The following is a 19,583-nucleotide window of genomic DNA, read 5'->3' on the forward strand; positions in this document are numbered from 1 at the left end:
CGGGGTAACGCGCGGGCGCGCCTTTCGGTTTCGAAGGAAATTGGGGGGCTTGTTAGAAAGCGCTTATGGCGCGGATTTTGGCGGCTTCGCCTCGGCCAAAATCAGCGAGAAACGCTCTTCACTATCGAGCCAGCGCTGCTGCGGGTCCCATCCACTCGCGAGCAGCAGCATGTTTGCGGTGCGGCGATTGAACTTGTGGCTGTTCTCGGTGTGGATCGTCTCGCCGCGCGTCATCGCAAAATGAGTGCCTGAAACGGAAAAATCGAGATCGCTCTGCGCCACCAGATGCATTTCAATGCGCGCAAAATCATCGTTCCAGCGCGCCACATGCTCAAAGGCTTGCGTCGGAATATCGCTGCCGAGCTCGCGGTTAACCCGGCGCAGCAGATTGAGATTGAAATCCGCCGTCACCCCGGCGGCATCGTCATAGGCATCGACCAAGACTCCGCGATCCTTGATCAGATCCATGCCGATCAGCAGGCGCGCGCCCTCACCCAATGTCTCACGCATATTGCGCAGCAAATCGACCGCCGTGCGCGGGACCATATTGCCAATTGTCGAACCGGGGAAAAAGCCGAGCTTCGGCAGGCCTGCGACCGCATCGGGCAGCGCAACTTGCCGCATAAAATCAGCCTCTACCGGATGGACCGGCAGACCGGGAAATTTCGCCGCCAGATCAGCCGCCGCCGCGCGCAAAAAATCGCCCGAGATATCAAGCGGGACATAGGCGCTCGGCTCAATCGAAGAGAGCAGCAGCGGCGTTTTCACCGAGCTGCCAGAGCCAAATTCCACCACCGCACGGCCCGGCCCGATCAGTTCGGCAAATTCTGCGCCGCGCTCTCGCAAAATCTCTGTCTCAGCGCGGGTCGGGTAATATTCCGGGATCTGCGTGATGTCTTCGAACAATTGCGATCCGGCATCATCATACAGCCACCGCGCAGAAATCGCCTTTTGCGGCTGCGACAGCCCGGCCAGAACATCGCTGCGAAACGCGGTATCCACTCCATCATCATCGCGGTTCACGAGCGCAATGCCTTCTTGAGAACTCATCAATTATCCTTGGCCTTAAAGGTCTTTGGCAAGGCGCAGACCGGTGAATTGCCAGCGCTGATGCGGGTAGAAGAAATTGCGATAGGACGCGCGCGAATGCCCGCGCACGGTGGCGCAGCTGGCGCCTTTCAGAACGAACTGACCGCTCATAAATTTGCCATTGTATTCGCCCACCGCGCCGCCTGCGGGCGCAAAGCGGGGGTATGGCAGATAGGCCGAGCGCGTGAACTGCCAGCAATCGCCAAACAAAGCCTCTCCGCCATGCTGAGCCGGGGCATGGGCGCCGTCCAATTGGTTTCCGGACGAGGCGTCGTGAGCGGGCGCGCTGCCCTCCCCATCCTGACCGCGCGCAATCGCTTCCCATTCAAACTCGGTTGGCAGACGCATTCCCGCCCAGCTGGCAAAGGCATCCGCCTCAAAATAAGAGATATGAGTGACCGGCGCATCGGGATCGCGCAGCTGCCAACCTTGGTGGGTGAAATGCTCAGCCGTGCTGTCACGCTCACGCCAATAGAGCGGAGCGGTGATGCCGTTTTCCCGCGCCCAGGCCCAGCCGTCTGACAGCCATAAAGATGCGGTGGTGTAGCCGCCATCGGCGATAAATTCGTCCCATTGCCGGTTCGTCACCAGCCGGCGCGACATGGCAAACGGTTCCAGCAGAACGCGGTGGCGCGGCCCCTCATTGTCGAACGCGAATTCGGCGCTGTCATTATGGTCATGCCCGATCAGAGCAATGCCGCCGGGATGCTCATTCCAACCCGCATCGGCCACGCCGCCTGCACCGCCCGCCGACATCGCGGCCTCTGGCGCGCCAACCCACATCGCGGGGCCGAGCGGATTTTGGAACAATGCGTGCTTGATATCGGTTAGCAGCAATTCAATGTGCTGCTGCTCATGCGCGATGCCCAAAGCGATCAGATCAGCCCGCTCTGGGTCAGCAATGAGCGGCTTCATCGCGCGATCAACAGCTTTGCGCCAATCGCGAATTTCATCCAGCGTCGGGCGCGACAAAGCCCCGCGTGAAAAACGCGCAATCCGCTCCCCTTCCGCCTCATAGTAAGAGTTGAACAGGAACGGCCAGTCTTCGTTATAGAGCGTGTATCCCGGCGCGTAATCGCGCAGCAGGAACGTCTCCCAAAACCAATTGGTATGCGCCAAATGCCATTTCGCCGGCGAGGCGTCTTCCATGGATTGCATCGTCGCATCAGCATCGGACAAACGCTCGGTCAATGCCTCCATCAGCGCCCGGGTAGAGCAATATTGCTCAGCCAGATCGGGGCGAGGCTCCGCCTTGTGCACTGGGTGTTCCGGCGATGTCAGCGGCACGCGCGCCTCCCAATTTGCGAGCGTTTCCAATCGCTCAGCAATGGCGCAATGCCCGAAACTTGTGAAAATTAAAAGGCACAGCCCGCAACAATAGGTTGCAAACTTGCCGGGCTGAGTTGCTTAAGCCGCCATACGAACGCGGTTACGCCCCGCGCCCTTTGCATCATACAAAGCCGTATCCGCGCGGGCAAACAATTTGAGCGGCGCATCGCCCGCAGCAAGGCTGGTGAAGCCAACGCTGATCGTCACAGGAGGCTTGTCCTCGATGGCGGTGCCCATGGAAATCGCCAGCCGCAAACGCTCTGAAATGATCCGGGTATAGGAATTGTCAGCGCCGGGCACGATCCAGACAAATTCCTCGCCCCCTACCCGGCCAACAACATCGCCTTCGCGCGCTTGCTCCATGGCGATTTTGGCCACTTCTTGCAGCACGCGGTCACCGTGCGGGTGGCCGTAGGTGTCGTTCACCGACTTAAAGTGATCAATATCAAACAGGATCAGAGAGAGCGGTTCGCCCCTCTTCTGAGATTGCGCCACTTGTTGATCGAGCACCGCCATAACGCGGCGGCGGTTGGCCAGCCCGGTCAGCGGATCGGTTTCAGCGAGCTTGCGGGCAACACTCGCCTCTTGCAGGGCCGTGACGCGCGAACGCTCCAGCTTGCGTTCGCGCTGAACCTGATCGGTCACATCGCGCACCACCGCGACGACGCGCGCGACTTCACCAGAGCTATTGTGAAGATTGCAGGCCTGGACTGAGATCGAGCGCGGCATGCCGTCATAGCCGTGAATGTCGTAGTGCAGCTCATAAGGCCCAACCTCTTTGGCCCGCGCAGTGACTTGGCCAACAAGGTCGATGTCATTGGCGAACAGGACGGTTTCTGCGTCACCCTCGATGAACTCTTCATCTTTCGCCATGCCAAACAGCGTGCGCATGCCATCGGACCATTGCTGCGCGCCGCTCGCCGGATCATATTGCCAGATCCCCAGGTCGGCGATGTTTTCCGCCATGCGCATGGTGCGCAACAGCTCGCTCATGCGCTCGCCGCGTTCGCGGGCAATACGGGCGGCAAAGCCGGTTTCGCGGCGGGCATTCACTGTGGCGATCACAAACACCATCGCCACGACACCCAACAGGATGCAGGCGGCAAACAGCGCGCTGTTCCCTGCTTCCCCGGTCAACATACCGGCCCCGTGATGTGCCCTCGATCCATAATTGGCAGGCGTTAGAGGGAAAGCGTCAACCGCTTGGCCCGGGCGCCATGCGGGTTTTTACCTATTGCACGGAGGCGCGCGTTTTACCGCGCAGCAAGCATAACGCTCGCCACCGCAGTTAAATCAATCAGTTCGGCTTAGAATGCCGCGCGACTAAGCCGCGTTGGCTTGGCGTCCAACAACCTCTTGATTAAGCATCTCAGCCAGCAAAAACGCCAGCTCGAGTGATTGCTCTGCATTGAGGCGCGGGTCGCAATGCGTGTGATAGCGATCGCCCAGGCGCTCATCGGTGATCGCCACTGCGCCGCCGACGCATTCGGTCACGTCCTGGCCGGTCATCTCGATATGGATGCCGCCCGGATGCGTGCCCTCTGCGCGGTGCACATCGAAGAAGCCCTTCACCTCGGTCAGGATACGGTCGAATGGCCGCGTCTTAAACCCGGTCTCAGACTTCACGACATTGCCATGCATCGGATCACAGCTCCACACTACCGGATGGCCCTCGCGTTCAACCGCGCGGACCAACTTGGGCAGGCCTTCGGTGACTTTGTCATGGCCAAAGCGAGAGATCAGCGTGATCCGGCCCGCTTCGCGCGATGGGTTCAGGGTATCGAGCAATTCAATCAGAGCATCCGGCTCAAGGCTCGGCCCGCATTTCATGCCCAGCGGATTGCCAATGCCGCGTGCAAATTCGATATGCGCGCTACCCGGGAAGCGGGTGCGATCGCCAATCCACAGCATGTGCGCGCTGGTCGCAAACCATTGACCGGTCAGCGAATCCTGCCGCGTGAGCGCTTGCTCATATGGCAGCAGCAGGCCTTCATGGCTGGTATAAAAGCTGGTACCTTGAAGCTGCGGAACCGTTGCGGGATCAACGCCGCAGGCCTCCATGAAATCCAGCGACTCGCCGATGCGGTCCGCCATTTGCGCGAACTTGGTCGTCCACGGCGTGCGGCCCATAAAGTCGAGCGTCCATTGGTGAACCTGACGCAGGTTCGCATAGCCGCCGCCTGCAAATGCTCGCAGGAGGTTCAGCGTCGCCGCAGCTTGAGAATAAGCGCGCACCATCCGGCCCGGATCATTGCGGCGCTGAACCGGATCAAACTCGATCCCGTTGATGTTGTCGCCGAAATAACTCGGCAGGGTCACATCACCGACCGTCTCTGTGTCGGAGGAACGCGGCTTGGCAAACTGGCCCGCCATCCGGCCAACCTTGATCACCGGGTGCTTGCTGGCGAAGGTCAGCACCACCGCCATTTGCAACAGCGCGCGGAAAGTATCGCGAATGTTGTTCGGGTGGAACTCGGCAAAGCTCTCGGCGCAATCGCCGCCTTGCAGCAGAAACGCCTTGCCATTCGCAACGTCCGCCAGGTCTGATTTGAGCGCGCGCGCTTCCCCAGCAAAGACCAGCGGCGGATAGGCCGCCAATGTCGCCTCTGCCTCAGCCAGTTCGGACAGGTCCTCATATTTCGGCAAATGCTTTGCTTCGTGGGACTTCCAGCTTTCGGGGGACCAATTGTTTGACACGTCGAATTCTTCTTCCAAAATTGTAGCAAGAGGCATGGCGGTACTGCCGAATGCCCTCGCCTGTAAGGAGCGCCGTTATCGCTCCTAGGTTACATGTGTAAAGCCGCAATAGCCCCAGCGACAACATTATTTCGCGTCGCTGTGATCGCTTCAACCGATTGGTGGACACCTCAAAGCGGTCAAAAACCGCCTGAAAAGCGCCCGGCCTACCGCTATCGCCCGATCACCTCTGGGCGCGGCGCAGGCGCGGCGGCCGCTGCCGGAGCGCCCTCACCCGCTGGCATTGGCAAAGCCTCGGCCAGTTCGGTGCCCTCAGGAATAACGGCCAATCGCCATCCAGGCTGACGCCCGAAATACCGCCCGGCGAGCACTTGCATCACCTGAGGCGTGGTCTGCGAATAATCGTTGAGCAGGCTCGGCAGCAAAGCAATTCGGCGGCGATCCGTCGTCGCGCCTTCCAGCTGGTACAGCCAGAAGGTGTTACCGGTGGATGCTCGGCTGAACAATTGCCGCAGCGGTTCGGTCACCCGGTCGAGCTCTTCCGTGGTCGGCGGCGTGTTGACGAGATCGCGCGCGATCTTATCCGCCTCGCTGAAGAACACGGGCACGTCTTGCGGCTGCAATTGGGCAAGCGCGGTAATCGTCCCGCCGCTTTCCAAATCGGTTGGCCAATTCGAGATGATCTGCGGCGCATAACTCGCGCCGGCGCGCTCCCGCATCGCCTCCAGCAAGCGGTTGTTGAAGACCTGGATCAGGATTTCAAGCTGGCGGGATTCGCGCAGTCTTTGAACGCCAGCACCACTCGGCCACGCGATCACAGCAGCGGCCTGATTCTTGTCACCGCGGTGATTGAGGACAGTCGTCTCGCCAGCGCCAGCCGGGAATTCCGGCACGCGCGTAGCAACATCGGCGGGAACTGGATCGCGCTCACCCAGCGCGCCAAAGGTGGTGCGCAGGGCCTCCACCGTCGCATCGCGGTCAAACTCGCCGAACACCAGAACTTCAACCGGCCCTTGCGACAGCAGCGGCTCCCACACTTCGCGGAAACCCTCTGGCGTCAAATCAGCCAGAGCATCGGGATCAGGCGTGGCAAAGCGCGGATCGCGATTGGTCAGCAAGTACTCAAGATCGCGGTTGATCACGCCATTAGGGCTGGTGGCAAATGCATTATACGCCAGCTGAGCCGCAGCGCGGGCGCGGATCACCGGGTCTTTATCCCAACGCGGCATGCCCAGCTTCGCAGCGAACAGATACAGCTGGTCAGCCACATCGGCAGAGCGCGTGCGCGCCGTGAAGGTAAAGACCGCATCATCGATCTGGAACTCAAAGCCGAGCTTGCGGCCCGTTGCCAGACGGTCGAGCTCTTCCTGGCCCAATTCGCCGAGGCCTGAGCCGACCAATGCGGTCGTGCCCAATGCGGCATAGGGCGCGGTTTGATCATCAAATGCTCGGTAGCCAGCGCCAAAGCGGACCTTAACGACGACGCGTCCCGGCTCCGCATTATTGGACCACAGCAGCGCGCGAACGCCGTTGTCAAAATCGACCTGTTCAATGTCGAGCAGGCCAATCGGAGCGCGCGAGGCAATCGATCCCGGCTCGCCCACAGCGGGGAGCTCGTCAAACGACACCGTGCTGGCGGCGAGGCGCGAGCTGCCATCGCTGGTCGCGGCGCGTTCCAGCGCGACGCGAACTGCGCTCTCATCCGCTTCGCCGGTCGACGGCGTTACATAGATGCCGCGCACCACATCGCCTTGAAACAGCTTGCGTGTCGCGGCGAGCACTTCGTCCGGCGTGAAGCGCGGCTTCGTGCCGCGAAACACATCGAGCACCACTTCTGGAGAGGCGGTGGTCTCGCGAATGTCGACCGCGTTGATGAGTGTATCGGCGAGGTTCGATCCGGCGATGACAGTGCGCTGCTCAACCTGATTGGCGAAAGCAATGTCGAATTCCGCAACTTCACGGTCGATCTCTTCCTGTGTCGGCCCGCTTTCCAGCGCATCAGCAATCACGCCGCGCACGTCGGTCATCGCAGCATCCCAATCTTCGGACAGCGGTGCGAAGGTCACAAAAGTCGCGTCGGTGGAGCGCGATACATCGTCCTGTTGCACCTGCGCATAAAGATAGCTGCCGCCAGAGCGGGCGCGCGATTCCAAACGGCGGTTGATGATCGCTTGCGCCACCGCATCAATCATCAGCCCCTCGTTATAGACGATGGTGTCTTCCACCTGCCGCCAAGGACGCATCACTGCATAAGTCAGACTGCGCGGGAGATCAGGCTCCACCATCACGCCGATCTCGCCAATGGGTCCGCTTTCGCTTTGCGTGTTCGCAGCATCTGCCGGAGGCACGGGATCGCCAAAATCTGGCGCAACACCGGCCTCGCCAGTCCCTTCCCAATCGGCAAACCATTGCTCGATCAGGCCCGCCAAAATCTCTGGCGGGGCGTCACCGACAACAACAATCACGGTATTTTCCGGGCGATACCAACGGTTGTAGAAGTCCTGCACCTTGGCGCCATTCGCGCCGCGCAAGGTTTCTTCAGTGCCAATCGGTGCGCGGGTGGCCAAACGCTGACCTGCGAACAACACGGAGCGGGTAAACTCGCCCACGCGCTCCGCCGCGCCGCCGCGTTCGCGTTTTTCAGCGAGCACAATCGGCAGTTCCGCCGCGACATTCTCATCACTCAGCACCGGCGATTTGATCATGCCGGAGAGCAGCTTGAAACTCTCCGCCAGTTTCCCGCGGGTTACGCCCGGCAGATCGAGCTTATAGGCGGTGTGCGTAGGGCTGGTTTCCGCATTGGCATCGCTGCCAAAGGTCGCGCCAAGCCGCTGCCACGTTTCAATCGCTTTCGCTTGGCCCAGATATTTGCTCTCTCGGAACAGCAAGTGTTCCAGCAAGTGCGCATAGCCTTGTTCAGAATCGCGTTCGTGCAAGGAGCCTGCATCAATCCGCACCCGGATCGAGACCTGTCCGGGCGGCACGCCATTTTTGCGCACAGCATAGCGCAGGCCATTGTCCATCTTCCCGAACAACCACTCACGGTCGACCGGAATGTTGCTGTTTTCATAGAGCCACGGGACTTCATCCGCCCCTTGCAGCTTTTTCGGCTGAGGGATGATCGGATCAGCGCTCGGCACGCTGATCGCCTCAGGCGGCGCTTCGTCAGAGCTGTTGGGCTCTATATTTTGCGCCGTCGCTGGGAATGTCAAAGCCGCCGAAGCAGCAAGCAGGAGAAGGGCCTTGGGCGCCCGAAAAATCGCGTTCATCGGCGGAATATAGGCAAGCATGGTGTGAAGGGATAGTGAATGCTGCTCAATAAGACGCGATTGTGCGTCATTTTGCGCGGTTTTATTATCGGCTTTGAGCGCGGCCACGCCTTGTGGCGGCTTCGCAGCGACCCTAAATACGTCATCATGTTCATAGAAACCGAAACCACTCCGAACCCCGCCAGCCTGAAATTCCTGCCCGGCCGGACAGTGATGACCGCTGGCACGCGCGAATTTTCCAGCCCAGAGGCGGCAGAGGCCAGCCCCCTTGCCCAGGCGATCTTTGATACGGGCGAGACAATCAACGTGTTCTTCGGTAGTGATTTTGTGACTGTCACGGCGGCTCCCGGTGCGGATTGGGGATCGCTCAAATCGCAAGTGGTGGCCATTTTGCTGGATCACTTCGTGTCAGAGGCGCCGCTGTTCAATGCCGCAACGGCGGGCGACATCTCGGTTCCTGCGGACGCCGAGCATGTAGTCGAAGAATCGGACGAAGACGCAGAGATCATCGCCGCAATCAACGAACTGCTCGAAACGCGCGTTCGCCCAGCGGTGGCAGGTGATGGCGGCGACATCGCCTATCGCGGATTTAGCGACGGCGTCGTCTATCTCACTCTGCAGGGTGCCTGTGCTGGCTGCCCATCCAGCACCGCGACGCTCAAGCAAGGGATTGAAGGCCTGCTGAAACATTATGTCCCTGAGGTCGTTGAAGTACGCGCAGCATAATTCAACAGACCTTTGGAGCTGAAATGACCAAGCAATTTCACGGCAACACTCTGTCTGCCGACGCACTCGACCAGTTGTTCCACGAAGCTCGCAGCTATAATGACTGGCTGAAGAAGCCGGTCAGCGAAGCGCAAATCCATCAGATCCACGACCTGCTAAAGATGGCACCGACCTCCGCCAATATGCAGCCTGCACGCTTCATTTGGTGCACGTCGGATGATGCAAAGTCGCGCCTGGCCGAACATGCGATGGATGCGAACAAGCCGAAGGTCACAAATGCGCCCGCCTGCGTCATCATTGGCTATGACATCGACTTTCACGAGCATCTGCCAGAGCTGTTCCCGCACACCGATGCGAAGAGCTGGTTCGACGGCGATGAGGCAGGACGGATCGATGGGGCACGGCGCAATTCCGCTTTGCAGGGCGCCTATCTAATGCTGGCCGCCCGCGCGATTGGGCTTGATTGCGGGCCGATGTCTGGCGTCGATCTTGACGGTGTGACGTCAGAGTTCTTCGCCGATAGTCCGCGCGTGAAAGCCGACTGGATTTGCTCGGTCGGATATGGCGATCCGGAAAGCATCTTTGATCGCTCACCGCGCCCCGACTTTGGCAAGTTCAACACAATTATCTGACGCCTTCATTTGAGCCGCAATTTCTAAGACTTGCAGGCAACCCAGCTCTAGGGCATCGCGCAATCCCATGCGCACTTTAGCGATAGAAACGGCGAGCGAAGCCTGCTCAATTGCCCTGTTCGACGGGACAAAATTGGTCGCGCATGAGCATGCTGTGCTGGGGCGCGGGCATGCCGAGCGGCTGATCCCGATGATTGCTGAACTGCCGGACAAAGGCCGCGCCGAGCGTATTCTCGTCTCGCTTGGCCCGGGCAGCTTTACTGGCGTGCGCATTGGCATTGCCGCGGCCCGCGCGCTCGGCTTTGCTTGGGGAGCTGAAGTCCTCGGCTATCCTACCATGGCGCTGGTTGCCGTGCGCACCTGGCAGCCCTCCCCGCGCGGCGTGACCGTGTGCATGAACGGCGGACATGGCGAGTGGTTCGTACAGAACTTTGCCGACAGCGGCGGCTGCGACGAGGTTCGCTCCCTAGCCCCAGATGCAGCCAAACTCGCCTGCGAGCATGAGACGATTGTCGGCAACCGCGCCGAAGAGTTGGCCGCATTGTTTTCTAGCGGCAAGCGCGCGCTCAATCTGTTGCCTGATGCCAGCAAGGTGAACTTGCTGCACGAAACGAAGCTAACCACCGACCTGTCGCCGATCTATGGCCGCGCGCCTGATGCCAAGCCGCAAGCAGCAAGGGCCCCGCAATGACTGCGCCCACCTGCCTCATCGATCACATCATGATAGTGATGGAGGCGGCGTTTGATCCAGCATACGGCGAAGCATGGAATCGCCGCCAAATCACCGACGCGCTAACCCTGTCTAACACGCATGCTTTGCTGGTGGACCAGAATGGGACGATATTGGACGAACGCGGCAAAACCGATGGCCAGGACGCCTGCGGATTTGTCCTGACCCGGGCGGCTCCCGGCGAAGAAGAGCTGCTATTGATCGCGGTGCATCCCAAAAATCGCGGCACTGGCCTTGGTCAAATATTGATCGAGCAGCTCTTCAAAGCGGCGCAAAACCGCGGCTCTGAGCGGATTTTTCTGGAAATGCGGCGTGGCAACCCGGCAGTGCATCTTTACAGCAAGCTGGGTTTTGTACCAATCGGCGAGCGCCCCAAATATTACCGTATGACAAACGGAGAGCGGGTCGATGCCATTACTTTCGGGCGCACGATCTAAAGCTGATTTGGAGGTTTCTCATCTTGATTTAATTGCGAACAATCTGTTCGGTTGGTTGCATTGTAAGAGGAGCTGGTTCATGTCGAATTTATCGGAAAAATCCGAACAAAAAAGAGACGAGGAACTCTAAATGGAAGACTTGCAACTTGAGATGAAGGAAACACTGATAACGCTCACCAGCGATATCGTGGCTGCACATGTCAGCAATAATGACGTATCTGTTGACGATGTGCCTTCGCTCATCACCAATGTATTTACCGCTCTTTCAGGCCTGGGCGAAGCAGAAACACCAGAAGAGGTGCGGCCTGAACCGGCTGTTTCGATCCGTGCGTCTGTCAAGAAAGATCACATTGTCTGTTTGGAAGATGGCAAGAAGTTTAAGATGCTTAAGCGCCATCTGATGACAGAGTACAATATGACACCTGATGAATATCGGGCGCGCTGGAACCTCCCAGCGGACTATCCAATGGTTGCGCCTAGCTATTCAGAAACACGCCGCGACCTTGCGAAAAAGATCGGCCTTGGCCGCAAGGCTGTAAAAGGCCGCGGTCGCCGTAAGAAGTAATGGAGCAAAGCGGGCCTGAGTTGGTTTTTCCTGCTTTGGTCCGCTTGGTTTCCCATTGGGGCGCTCACAAGGTTATGCCCGCCCTATCGCGGCCTGACTTGAGCAATCCGCCCTCCCCCTTTAAAGCGGGGCTGGCCGCGCGCCTATCCGATAGGAGACGGCTTAAATAACGGCTAACACAGCAATAATATCGGCGGCACAGCTGGCGGAGTAACAAGTGCAGCAAAAGATCGATCTTGAACAACTATGCGCTGAAAAAGGGTTGCGCATCACCGAGCAGCGCCGCGTCATCGCGCGTGTCCTTTCAGAAAGCGACGATCACCCTGACGTAGAACTGCTGCATCAACGCGCCTCTGCGATTGATCCTAAGATCTCAATTGCCACCGTATACCGCACAGTGCGGCTGTTTGAAGAAGCCGGCATTCTTGACCGGCACGATTTCGGCGATGGCCGCTCGCGCTATGAGCCTGTGCCAGAGGCGCATCACGATCATCTGATTGACGTTGAAACCGGTAAAGTGGTTGAGTTCGTCGATCCAGAAGTGGAATCGCTCCAACGCCAAATCGCGGAGCGCTTGGGCTACCGCTTGGTTGACCACCGAATGGAACTCTACGGGGTTCGCCTCTCTCGTGACGACTAGACACGAAACGCTCGACCGGGAGCGGCGTCTGGCCGCAATGCGGGGCGAAACGACACCGCTTTCAGCGATGGGCTGGCTGCGACTAACCTACCGCACGATCCTATTGGCGCTTGGCCTGATTGTCTGTGTGCCGCTGCACTATATCTATCGCATCTTCGCCTACGGCTCGCCAATCCCGATGTTTTTTCTTCGCTATGCCGCATGGGCATCAGGCGCGCGGGTGGAAGTAGTTGGCACGCATTTGAAACGCGATGTGTTTTATGTCGCGAACCACTTGTCTTGGCTCGACATTCTGTCGATGGCCGGGGCCTGCGGGACGGCGTTCGTCGCCAAGGCAGAATTGGCCGACGCCCCTCTGGTGGGATGGCTCGCATCGCTCAATCGTACGGTGTTTGTAAAACGCGAGCATCGCATGGGTGTCGCAGAGCAGATCAATGCTCTGAAAGAAGCGCTGTCAGACAATTGGTCGGTCACCGTGTTTCCCGAAGGTACGACCACCGATGGGCAATCCCTGCTCCCTTTTAAGACGAGTATGCTCAGCGTTTTGGAGCCGCCGCCGCCCGGCGTCATGGTCCAGCCTGTTTTTCTGGATTACGGCGAAGTGGCCGAGGAAATTGGCTGGATCGGCAATGAAACCGGCCTCAACAACGCCAAGCGCGTCCTGTCACGGCGCGGCACTTTCAAGCTGCGGTTGAACTTCCTAGAGCCGTTCAGCCCAGAGGATTACCGTGGGCGCAAGAAGATCGGTGCCGAGGCGCGGCGCCGCATCGAGGAAGCTCTGCTAGAGACGCTCGGCAAGCCGCTGCGCGATTTCCGCCACACCGTCGACCCGATCCGTTACGAAGCGCCAGAAGAGGCGCAGCGGATTGCTGAGGCGCAGGGAGAGAAGCCGGTTGAGAAGGCCGACCAAGCTTAGGCGAACCGCCTAAGACAGCGCCGGCTTAAAGGCCCGCGCGTACCAACCAATCGTGGAACAAGCGCACGGGACGAAGCTCCAGCGCCGTTGGCTTGCACACAAACCAATAGCTGTAAGGGCTTTCAACCTCGAGGCCATAGAGATCAGTCAAACGGCTGTCAGCCGCGCGGCGCAAGTGATCGTCATGCATGATCGCCACGCCCAGACCCTGAGCAGCGGCCTCCAGCATCAGCTGGCCCGAATCGTAATGGTCGATGGCGGATGGATCCATGTCCTCCATGCCCAACGCCTTCTTCCAGGCTTCAAAGCTCGCAGGCAACTCATTGTGGATGAGGAAGGTCTGCTTCTCGAGCGCTTCCTGATCGACCTTCGTGCCAATCGCCACGGCGAGTTCTTTACTACAAATCGCATGGACCAAATTGTGGTCGAGCCGCACCGCATGCAGGCCGGTGTCCGGTCCGCGCGAAAGGATGATCGCGGCATCCAGAGTATCACCCACCCTGTCTTCCAAATGCGGGCCGGTATCAATGTCGATATGCAGCAGCGGATGCCGCTTGCGCAATTCGCCGAGCCTTGGGAACAGGCGCTGGCTGCCGAACAGCGGCAGCACGCCGAGCCGCAGGCGCAGCAGCGAGATATTGTCCGACTGGCTTTCAACCGCGCGGGCGAGCGATTCCAGATGCGGGTTCACAGCCTCGTAAAACGCCTGTCCCTCATCGGTCAGCTGCATCGATTGGCGCGCGCGCGTGAACAGCTTCTTGCCGACGAATTCTTCCAAATTGCTGATCCGGCGCGACAAGGCTGACGGGCTAAGCCCGATCTCTTCGGCAGCAGCACGGGCTGAACCAAGGCGCACGGTCCGCATGAAAGCTTCGAGTGCGCGAAGTGGGGGTAGTCGGCGGGATGGCATGTCTAACTCCTTGTTATAAGGAGCTACGCATGACCAGCAGAAAAGATGCAAAAAATCGAACTAACTGCGAATAATTATTAGCTAGCTTGTTATTTCCTCACGTACCGGGGCGTGCAAGCGCAGCCGTTTGACGTGTGTTTCATCCGCCGCTGTTACTTCAATCCGCCAGCCACTGGGATGTTCCAACCGCGTACCCACGGATGGCACTTGCTCTGCCAAGACGAAGGCGAGCCCGCCCAAAGTGTCGACCGATTCTTCAACCTCGGCGAGCTGCGGATCGACCAGCTCGGCCACATCGTCGAGCTCCGCCCGGGCATCGCAATCCCACATGCCCTCGCCAATTGCGACAATCAGCGCCTCAGGTGTCTCATCGTGCTCATCTTCGATATCGCCGACGATTTCCTCGACCAAATCCTCAATCGTAATGAGGCCGTCGGTCCCGGAAAATTCATCGAGCACAATCGCGAGGTGCACGCGACGCGCACGCATATCGGCCAGCACGTCGAGCGCGCCGCGCACCTGCGGCACATAGATCGGCTGACGCATCAGGGTCGTCCAATCCTTTGGCGGTGGTTTGCCATTGGCAAGGTACGGGAAGACGTCTTTGATGTGCACCATACCGATCACTTCATCGAGCGTCTCGCGATAGACCGGCATGCGTGAGTGCCCGTTCTCGCTAAAGCTGGCGACCAGCTCTTCCCAACTAATCGAGGCATCAACCGCTATGATCTCGCCGCGCGGAACCGCGACGTCATCGGCGTCATGCTCGCTGAAATGCAGCAAGTTGCGCAGCATCTGGCGTTCAACCGGCGAGAGATCGCCATTGCCATTGCCGCTTTCCTCGCGGTCATCATCGTGGTTCTCGTCTTCGTGCTCGTCGATCGCGTCTTCAAGCTGCGCGCGTAAAGACCGATCGCCGTCACCGGCGCCGATGAGTTTTCGAAATGCGGCCCCCAGATTGCTGAGGACGCCGCTGCTACTGTCCGCGTCTCCGGCGGGGGATTGAGAATCGGGCATTGTCAGTTTTGGGCCCTTCGCGGGAATGCTCCTTAAGTGCTGGGCGTAGCATATGGGTCTGCGATACCCATTTTTGCAAGGATTGCAATTTCCAGAGCCTCCATTGCGTCGGCGTCTTCGTCGGATGTTTCGTGGTCATATCCCGCCAGATGCAGCAGACCATGGGTGATCAGATGCGCGGTGTGATGCTCGACGCTGATGCCTTTGTCCGCCGCTTCGCGCGCGCAAGTCTCATGCGCCAGGGCAAGATCGCCGAGCATTTCTGGTGGCCCTTCATCTGAGAGCGCCAGCAGATCATCACGTGCCAGCATAGGAAAGCTCAGCACATTGGTCGGCTTGTCCCGGTCTCGCCATTCGCGGTTCAGCGCGTGCACCTCTGCGTCGTTGGTGAACAGCAGGCTGGCACTGAGGCGCGGATTGGCTAGCTCTTCGGTCACGCATTGGACCGCTTCTGCCACGCGCTCAGCCAGCGCCTCCCACTCACCCGCGGGCCAATCTTCAATGTCAATGTCGAGTTGCATGGCGCGCCGAGCTTACGCGCCCGGACCTTCATAGGCCTCAACAATGCGGCCCACGATTGGGTGTCGCACCACGTCCGCTGCGGTGAAGCGGGTAACAGCAATGCCGTCCACGCCCTCCAACCGGTCAACAGCGTCGGCCAGGCCGCTCATACGGTCGCCACCGGGAATATCGACCTGGCGCGGATCACCGCAGATCACCATCCGGCTGTTCTGGCCGAAACGGGTGAGGAACATTTTCATCTGCTCACGCGTCGTGTTTTGCGCCTCGTCCAAAATCACAAATGCATCGGCCAAAGTCCGCCCGCGCATGAAGGCAATCGGGGCGATCTCAATTTCGCCGCTGGCGATCCGTCGCTCCACCTGTTCGGGCGGCATGCAATCATACAGCGCGTCGTAAATCGGGCGCAAATAGGGATCGACCTTTTCCTTCATATCACCGGGCAGAAAGCCGAGCTTTTCACCCGCCTCCACCGCTGGACGTGACAGGATCAGGCGCTGAACGCTGCCAGAGATAAGCTGGCTAACCGCCTGCGCCACCGCGAGATAGGTCTTGCCCGTGCCCGCCGGACCAAGCGCAAAGATCAGCTCATCTCGCGAGAGCTGTTTCATATAGGGGATCTGATTGGCGGAGCGCGGCACAATCGTCTTGCGCCGAGTGCGGATCATGATCGGCGGGTTCTTCTCTTCGCCTGAGATAATCCCCTCCAGCGTGGGTTCGTGCGACATGGCGATCAACGACTCAATCGCGCCCGCATCCAGCTCCTGCCCCTGAGCCAGGCGGTCATACATGGTGGTCAGCGTTTCTCTTGCCCGCGCCACATTGTCCGCGGGCCCTTCGATCAGGACCTTATCGCCGCGCGCATGGATCATGACGCTCAGCCGGTTTTCGACCTGCACCAGATTGGCGTCAAACTGTCCAAACAAAGGCCCAAGCAGCGACTGGTTTTCAAAGCTCAGCTCTGCCTTCACACCTTGGGCATCGGGTGCCGATGCATCATCAGCATTGATGGAACCGGGCAATGCAGCCGGATCGATTGTATCAGAAGGTCTGCGGCCCATAGGATCCTTTGTCTGTGCCAATTGTCTGAGTCGTGAAGGTAAGCCAGATGCGCGCGATGGCAAGCGCACTCGCTATGACCAGTGGGGAAAGTCGCACAAGTGCAACACGGGGCTGCCGCTCTGTACGCGCGGCAATGCGCTAGTCTGAGACTAACTCGCCGCGCAGTGAGCTTGGGCGCCCTTCGACGATATGCGTGCGGACCATGTCGCCGATTTGCACATCGCCTTCGAACCAAACGCTTTGAAGCCACGGCGATTTGCCGAGCCATTGGCCGGGCAACTTACCCTTACGCTCAACGAGAACGTCGCAGGTCTTGCCCGCGCTCGCGGCGTTGAACGCCATTTGATCACGGCTGAGTGCGTCTTGGAGGCGGGCGAGCCGCTCTTCCATCACTTCTTTCGCGATCTGACTGTCCATCGTCGCGGCCGGCGTTCCGGGGCGCGGCGAGTATTTGAAGCTGTAGGCCTGAGCGTAGCGGACTTTGTCGACCAGCTTGAGCGTGTCTTCAAACTCGGCATCGGTTTCGCCGGGAAAACCAACGATAAAATCGCCTGACAGAGCGATGTCAGGGCGCACTTTGCGGAACCGCTCCAACAGTTTGAGATAGCTCTCGGCGGTGTGCGAGCGGTTCATCGCCTTGAGCACGCGGTCATTGCCCGATTGCACGGGCAGATGCAGATACGGCATCAGCTTATCGACTTCGCCATGCGCCTCGATCAGGGCGTCATCCATGTCGTTGGGGTGCGATGTGGTGTAGCGAATGCGCTCAAGCCCATCGATCCGCGCGATATTGTGGATCAGCCCGGCCAGACCAACCGCCCTGCCCGCATCATCCTCTCCGCTCCAAGCGTTCACATTCTGCCCCAGCAGCGTGATCTCGCGCGCTCCGGCATCAACCAGCTTGCGCGCTTCCTCGGTCAGATCATTGAACGGACGCGAAATTTCCGCGCCGCGCGTGTATGGAACCACGCAATAGGTGCAGAACTTATCGCAACCTTCCTGAACCGTCAGGAACGCATTGGGCGCAGTCCGCCGGCGCTTTGGCAAAGCGCCAAATTTCGCAATCGCGGGCATATCAGTGTCGGTCGCACGCTCGCCCTTAACCGCTTTGTCCAGCATGTCTGGCAGGCGGTGATAGGCCTGCGGGCCAACCACCATGGAGACCGCAGGCGCGCGCGCCATGATCTCTTCGCCCTCTGCCTGAGCGACGCAGCCAGCCACCGCGATCATCGGCGCTTTCTTTTGCGTCTTACCCTTGGTCAGGCGGCCAATGTCGGAATAGATCTTTTCCGCCGCCTTTTCACGAATATGGCAGGTGTTGAGCACGACCAGATCAGCATCCTCGCCCTCTGGCGCGGGGGTGATGCCTTGCTCGCTCAGCAATTCACCCATCCGATCGCCATCATAGACGTTCATCTGGCAGCCGAAGTTTTTGACGCGGTAGGTCTTAGGAGGATTTGTAGGTGTCATGATTGGCCGCGCATCTAGCGGGAATACGCGCCGCATTCAATCACTCGTCGGCATCATCCTCATCACGGCGGGCAATATGCACGCATGGCTCGGTCTGCGCGGTGCCGGGGCCAGGGTGCTTTTTGCCGTCATCGCCGCACTCAACCGCCGGTTTGCGCACGTCGTTTGCTTTGACGACGCTTAGGGCATCCTTGCTCTCATAAGCGGCGATCCAGGTGATGCAGTCGGCCAACGGGCGGATCTTATGCTTGGTGAAACGGCCCGCTTGCGGCGTGCAATTGATCACGAACAGATCGGATGCGGGGGCCGCGCGGAACTTACGCAGGCTTCTCAGCGCCTCGCCGCGCTCGTTGATCACTGTGCGGTTGCCGTCATTGACCATGGATTTGCCGCGGTAGAACGGCGAGACGTTGAACATCCACGCCTTCACATCCGCGTGCCGGATAGAGATTTCCGCCGCCAATGCTCCGCCGAGAGAATGGCCGGTCGTGATCCACTTTGCGTCTGCGTCAAAACGCGCGCGCTCAAGGTCAAAATATTTGTGGGCCAGCTCTAGCTGATCATCGCGCACGGTGCCGTAGAAGATATCGGCCGGGCCATCGAAGTCCGTGCCGCGAAACGCCATGATATAGGCGTCGGGTGTGCGCTTATCCGCATCGCTAGAGGCCTCACCCGGTGGAGGCGTGAACTGCGCAAAAACCTGATAATCAAATCCGGTGTCTGCATCGTCCTCGTCGATCGGCAAACGCTCCAATCGAACCAGAGAATTGCCGAGCTCGCCGTAGACATCGCTGTCGCCAACATAGGCATTGGTCGCGGCCAGAGCGTAAGGATAGCTGACCTCCGCCGCCTCACGCACAAAGCCGCACCAGCCGCCCAGATCCATCCGGCACGGACTGCGCGATTGATTGATGTTGGGATAGGTGACGCAGCCGCTCAGAGTGAGCAGCAAGAGTGCCAATGCTGCGCGGCGTAGCGTCACCTGATCTCCTGTCTTGTGCTAGCTTAAGCGACCGTTGCTTTGACAATCTTGCCCGGGCTCGCAGGTGGCTCGCCCTTTGGCAGAGCGTCAACAAAGTCCATGCCTTCAGTCACTTGGCCCCAGACGGTGTATTGCCCGTCGAGGAATTCGGTGTCGCCAAAGCAGATGAAGAACTGGCTGTTCGCGCTGTCTGGCATTTGCGAGCGCGCCATTGAGCAGGTGCCGCGAACGTGCGGCTCTGAATTGAATTCTGCCTTTAGGTCAGGCTTGTCGCTGCCGCCCATGCCGGTGCCGGTTGGGTCGCCGCCTTGCGCCATAAAGCCATCGATTACGCGGTGGAAAATGACGCCGTCGTAAAAGCCTTCAGCGGCCAGCTCAGAAATGCGCTCAACGTGGCCAGGGGCCAGGTCCGCGCGCAATTTGATGACGACATCGCCGGTTTTGCCATCGCCGCAGTCGAGGGTGAATGTGAGTGTTTCGGCCATGTTATGTGTCTCCTGATGAATTTGGCCCTCGCTATACGCATATCTGAAACCGAGTCACCCCCCAGCATAGCGGTGGGCCAGCCGCCCTTACACGCTTGCTTTTGAAGC

Annotated in this window: 19 protein-coding genes; 7 read left to right on the forward strand and 12 right to left on the reverse strand. The window is 59.3% G+C overall.

Features of this window, described 5'->3' with window-relative positions; translation table 11 throughout:
* Positions 1 to 63: 63 nt before the first annotated feature.
* The 5 genes from egtD to AC0V6V_RS03435 form a co-directional block, all read right to left on the reverse strand.
* A complete protein-coding gene (egtD, locus tag AC0V6V_RS03415; protein WP_486164055.1) occupies positions 64 to 1,050 on the reverse strand; it encodes an L-histidine N(alpha)-methyltransferase in 987 nt (328 codons plus the stop codon).
* A gap of 15 nt (positions 1,051 to 1,065) precedes the next feature.
* Complete coding sequence (gene egtB / locus AC0V6V_RS03420) at positions 1,066 to 2,349, reverse strand: ergothioneine biosynthesis protein EgtB (RefSeq protein WP_486166030.1); 1,284 nt, start codon at positions 2,347 to 2,349, stop codon at positions 1,066 to 1,068.
* 147 nt (positions 2,350 to 2,496) lie between these two features.
* Positions 2,497 to 3,558, reverse strand: a complete 1,062-nt coding sequence (locus AC0V6V_RS03425; RefSeq protein ID WP_486164056.1) for a GGDEF domain-containing protein — start codon at positions 3,556 to 3,558, stop codon at positions 2,497 to 2,499.
* A 183-nt stretch (positions 3,559 to 3,741) separates the two neighbouring features.
* Positions 3,742 to 5,115 (reverse strand): class II 3-deoxy-7-phosphoheptulonate synthase, encoded by a 1,374-nt coding sequence (locus tag AC0V6V_RS03430; protein ID WP_486166031.1) that lies wholly within the window; start codon positions 5,113 to 5,115, stop codon positions 3,742 to 3,744.
* 212 nt (positions 5,116 to 5,327) lie between these two features.
* Positions 5,328 to 8,384 carry a M16 family metallopeptidase gene (locus tag AC0V6V_RS03435; protein ID WP_486164057.1) on the reverse strand — a complete coding sequence of 1,019 codons (3,057 nt, stop codon included), beginning with the start codon at positions 8,382 to 8,384 and terminating at the stop codon, positions 5,328 to 5,330.
* Between the two features lie 147 nt (positions 8,385 to 8,531).
* On the opposite strand from AC0V6V_RS03435, the gene AC0V6V_RS03440 reads away from it, so the two are divergent.
* The 7 genes from AC0V6V_RS03440 to AC0V6V_RS03470 all read left to right on the forward strand — a co-directional run bounded on the left by AC0V6V_RS03440 (position 8,532) and on the right by AC0V6V_RS03470 (position 13,030).
* Positions 8,532 to 9,110, forward strand: coding sequence for a NifU family protein (locus AC0V6V_RS03440; RefSeq protein WP_486166032.1), 579 nt, complete (start codon positions 8,532 to 8,534; stop codon positions 9,108 to 9,110).
* Positions 9,111 to 9,133: 23 nt separating this feature from the next.
* Positions 9,134 to 9,742: a malonic semialdehyde reductase gene (locus tag AC0V6V_RS03445; RefSeq protein ID WP_486164058.1), complete on the forward strand. Its 609-nt coding sequence runs from the start codon at positions 9,134 to 9,136 to the stop codon at positions 9,740 to 9,742.
* A gap of 67 nt (positions 9,743 to 9,809) precedes the next feature.
* Positions 9,810 to 10,433 carry a tRNA (adenosine(37)-N6)-threonylcarbamoyltransferase complex dimerization subunit type 1 TsaB gene (gene tsaB / locus AC0V6V_RS03450; RefSeq protein ID WP_486164059.1) on the forward strand — a complete coding sequence of 208 codons (624 nt, stop codon included), beginning with the start codon at positions 9,810 to 9,812 and terminating at the stop codon, positions 10,431 to 10,433.
* Complete coding sequence (locus AC0V6V_RS03455) at positions 10,430 to 10,909, forward strand: GNAT family N-acetyltransferase (RefSeq protein ID WP_486164060.1); 480 nt, start codon at positions 10,430 to 10,432, stop codon at positions 10,907 to 10,909. Before tsaB ends, AC0V6V_RS03455 begins: the two co-directional genes overlap by 4 nt.
* 130 nt (positions 10,910 to 11,039) lie before the next feature.
* Positions 11,040 to 11,474 (forward strand): Ros/MucR family transcriptional regulator, encoded by a 435-nt coding sequence (locus AC0V6V_RS03460; RefSeq protein WP_486164061.1) that lies wholly within the window; start codon positions 11,040 to 11,042, stop codon positions 11,472 to 11,474.
* A gap of 217 nt (positions 11,475 to 11,691) precedes the next feature.
* Positions 11,692 to 12,114 carry a Fur family transcriptional regulator gene (locus AC0V6V_RS03465; protein ID WP_472638410.1) on the forward strand — a complete coding sequence of 141 codons (423 nt, stop codon included), beginning with the start codon at positions 11,692 to 11,694 and terminating at the stop codon, positions 12,112 to 12,114.
* A 37-nt stretch (positions 12,115 to 12,151) separates the two neighbouring features.
* The gene (locus AC0V6V_RS03470) at positions 12,152 to 13,030 is read left to right on the forward strand and encodes a lysophospholipid acyltransferase family protein (protein WP_486166033.1); all 879 of its coding nucleotides are present in this window, start codon (positions 12,152 to 12,154) and stop codon (positions 13,028 to 13,030) included.
* Positions 13,031 to 13,055: 25 nt separating this feature from the next.
* Here the strand turns inward: AC0V6V_RS03470 and AC0V6V_RS03475 are convergent, their stop codons facing one another.
* The 7 genes from AC0V6V_RS03475 to AC0V6V_RS03505 form a co-directional block, all read right to left on the reverse strand.
* Positions 13,056 to 13,940 (reverse strand): LysR substrate-binding domain-containing protein, encoded by an 885-nt coding sequence (locus AC0V6V_RS03475; protein WP_486164062.1) that lies wholly within the window; start codon positions 13,938 to 13,940, stop codon positions 13,056 to 13,058.
* Positions 13,941 to 14,021: 81 nt separating this feature from the next.
* Positions 14,022 to 14,957 (reverse strand): hemolysin family protein, encoded by a 936-nt coding sequence (locus AC0V6V_RS03480; protein ID WP_486164063.1) that lies wholly within the window; start codon positions 14,955 to 14,957, stop codon positions 14,022 to 14,024.
* 32 nt (positions 14,958 to 14,989) lie between these two features.
* Entirely contained in the window at positions 14,990 to 15,478 is a 489-nt protein-coding gene (ybeY, locus tag AC0V6V_RS03485) for an rRNA maturation RNase YbeY (protein ID WP_486164064.1), read from the reverse strand.
* Between the two features lie 12 nt (positions 15,479 to 15,490).
* Complete coding sequence (locus AC0V6V_RS03490) at positions 15,491 to 16,435, reverse strand: PhoH family protein (RefSeq protein ID WP_486166034.1); 945 nt, start codon at positions 16,433 to 16,435, stop codon at positions 15,491 to 15,493.
* 241 nt (positions 16,436 to 16,676) lie between these two features.
* Positions 16,677 to 18,008: a tRNA (N6-isopentenyl adenosine(37)-C2)-methylthiotransferase MiaB gene (gene miaB, locus AC0V6V_RS03495; protein ID WP_486164065.1), complete on the reverse strand. Its 1,332-nt coding sequence runs from the start codon at positions 18,006 to 18,008 to the stop codon at positions 16,677 to 16,679.
* A gap of 40 nt (positions 18,009 to 18,048) precedes the next feature.
* Positions 18,049 to 18,990, reverse strand: coding sequence for an alpha/beta hydrolase family protein (locus tag AC0V6V_RS03500; protein WP_486164066.1), 942 nt, complete (start codon positions 18,988 to 18,990; stop codon positions 18,049 to 18,051).
* Positions 18,991 to 19,013: 23 nt separating this feature from the next.
* A complete protein-coding gene (locus AC0V6V_RS03505; protein WP_472645606.1) occupies positions 19,014 to 19,475 on the reverse strand; it encodes a peptidylprolyl isomerase in 462 nt (153 codons plus the stop codon).
* Between the last annotated feature and the right edge of the window lie 108 nt (positions 19,476 to 19,583).

It is taken from the genome of Erythrobacter sp. S249 (genome assembly GCF_057364975.1).

Coding starts and splice junctions, on each gene's coding strand:
- miaB (WP_486164065.1), bottom strand. CDS start 18,008: ATGACACCTACAAATCCTCCTAAGACCTACCGCGTCAAAAACTTCGGC.
- AC0V6V_RS03475 (WP_486164062.1), bottom strand. CDS start 13,940: ATGCCATCCCGCCGACTACCCCCACTTCGCGCACTCGAAGCTTTCATG.
- AC0V6V_RS03445 (WP_486164058.1), top strand. CDS start 9,134: ATGACCAAGCAATTTCACGGCAACACTCTGTCTGCCGACGCACTCGAC.
- AC0V6V_RS03505 (WP_472645606.1), bottom strand. CDS start 19,475: ATGGCCGAAACACTCACATTCACCCTCGACTGCGGCGATGGCAAAACC.
- AC0V6V_RS03480 (WP_486164063.1), bottom strand. CDS start 14,957: ATGCCCGATTCTCAATCCCCCGCCGGAGACGCGGACAGTAGCAGCGGC.
- AC0V6V_RS03425 (WP_486164056.1), bottom strand. CDS start 3,558: ATGTTGACCGGGGAAGCAGGGAACAGCGCGCTGTTTGCCGCCTGCATC.
- tsaB (WP_486164059.1), top strand. CDS start 9,810: ATGCGCACTTTAGCGATAGAAACGGCGAGCGAAGCCTGCTCAATTGCC.
- ybeY (WP_486164064.1), bottom strand. CDS start 15,478: ATGCAACTCGACATTGACATTGAAGATTGGCCCGCGGGTGAGTGGGAG.
- AC0V6V_RS03460 (WP_486164061.1), top strand. CDS start 11,040: ATGGAAGACTTGCAACTTGAGATGAAGGAAACACTGATAACGCTCACC.
- AC0V6V_RS03435 (WP_486164057.1), bottom strand. CDS start 8,384: ATGAACGCGATTTTTCGGGCGCCCAAGGCCCTTCTCCTGCTTGCTGCT.
- AC0V6V_RS03470 (WP_486166033.1), top strand. CDS start 12,152: ATGCGGGGCGAAACGACACCGCTTTCAGCGATGGGCTGGCTGCGACTA.
- AC0V6V_RS03455 (WP_486164060.1), top strand. CDS start 10,430: ATGACTGCGCCCACCTGCCTCATCGATCACATCATGATAGTGATGGAG.
- AC0V6V_RS03440 (WP_486166032.1), top strand. CDS start 8,532: ATGTTCATAGAAACCGAAACCACTCCGAACCCCGCCAGCCTGAAATTC.
- egtD (WP_486164055.1), bottom strand. CDS start 1,050: ATGAGTTCTCAAGAAGGCATTGCGCTCGTGAACCGCGATGATGATGGA.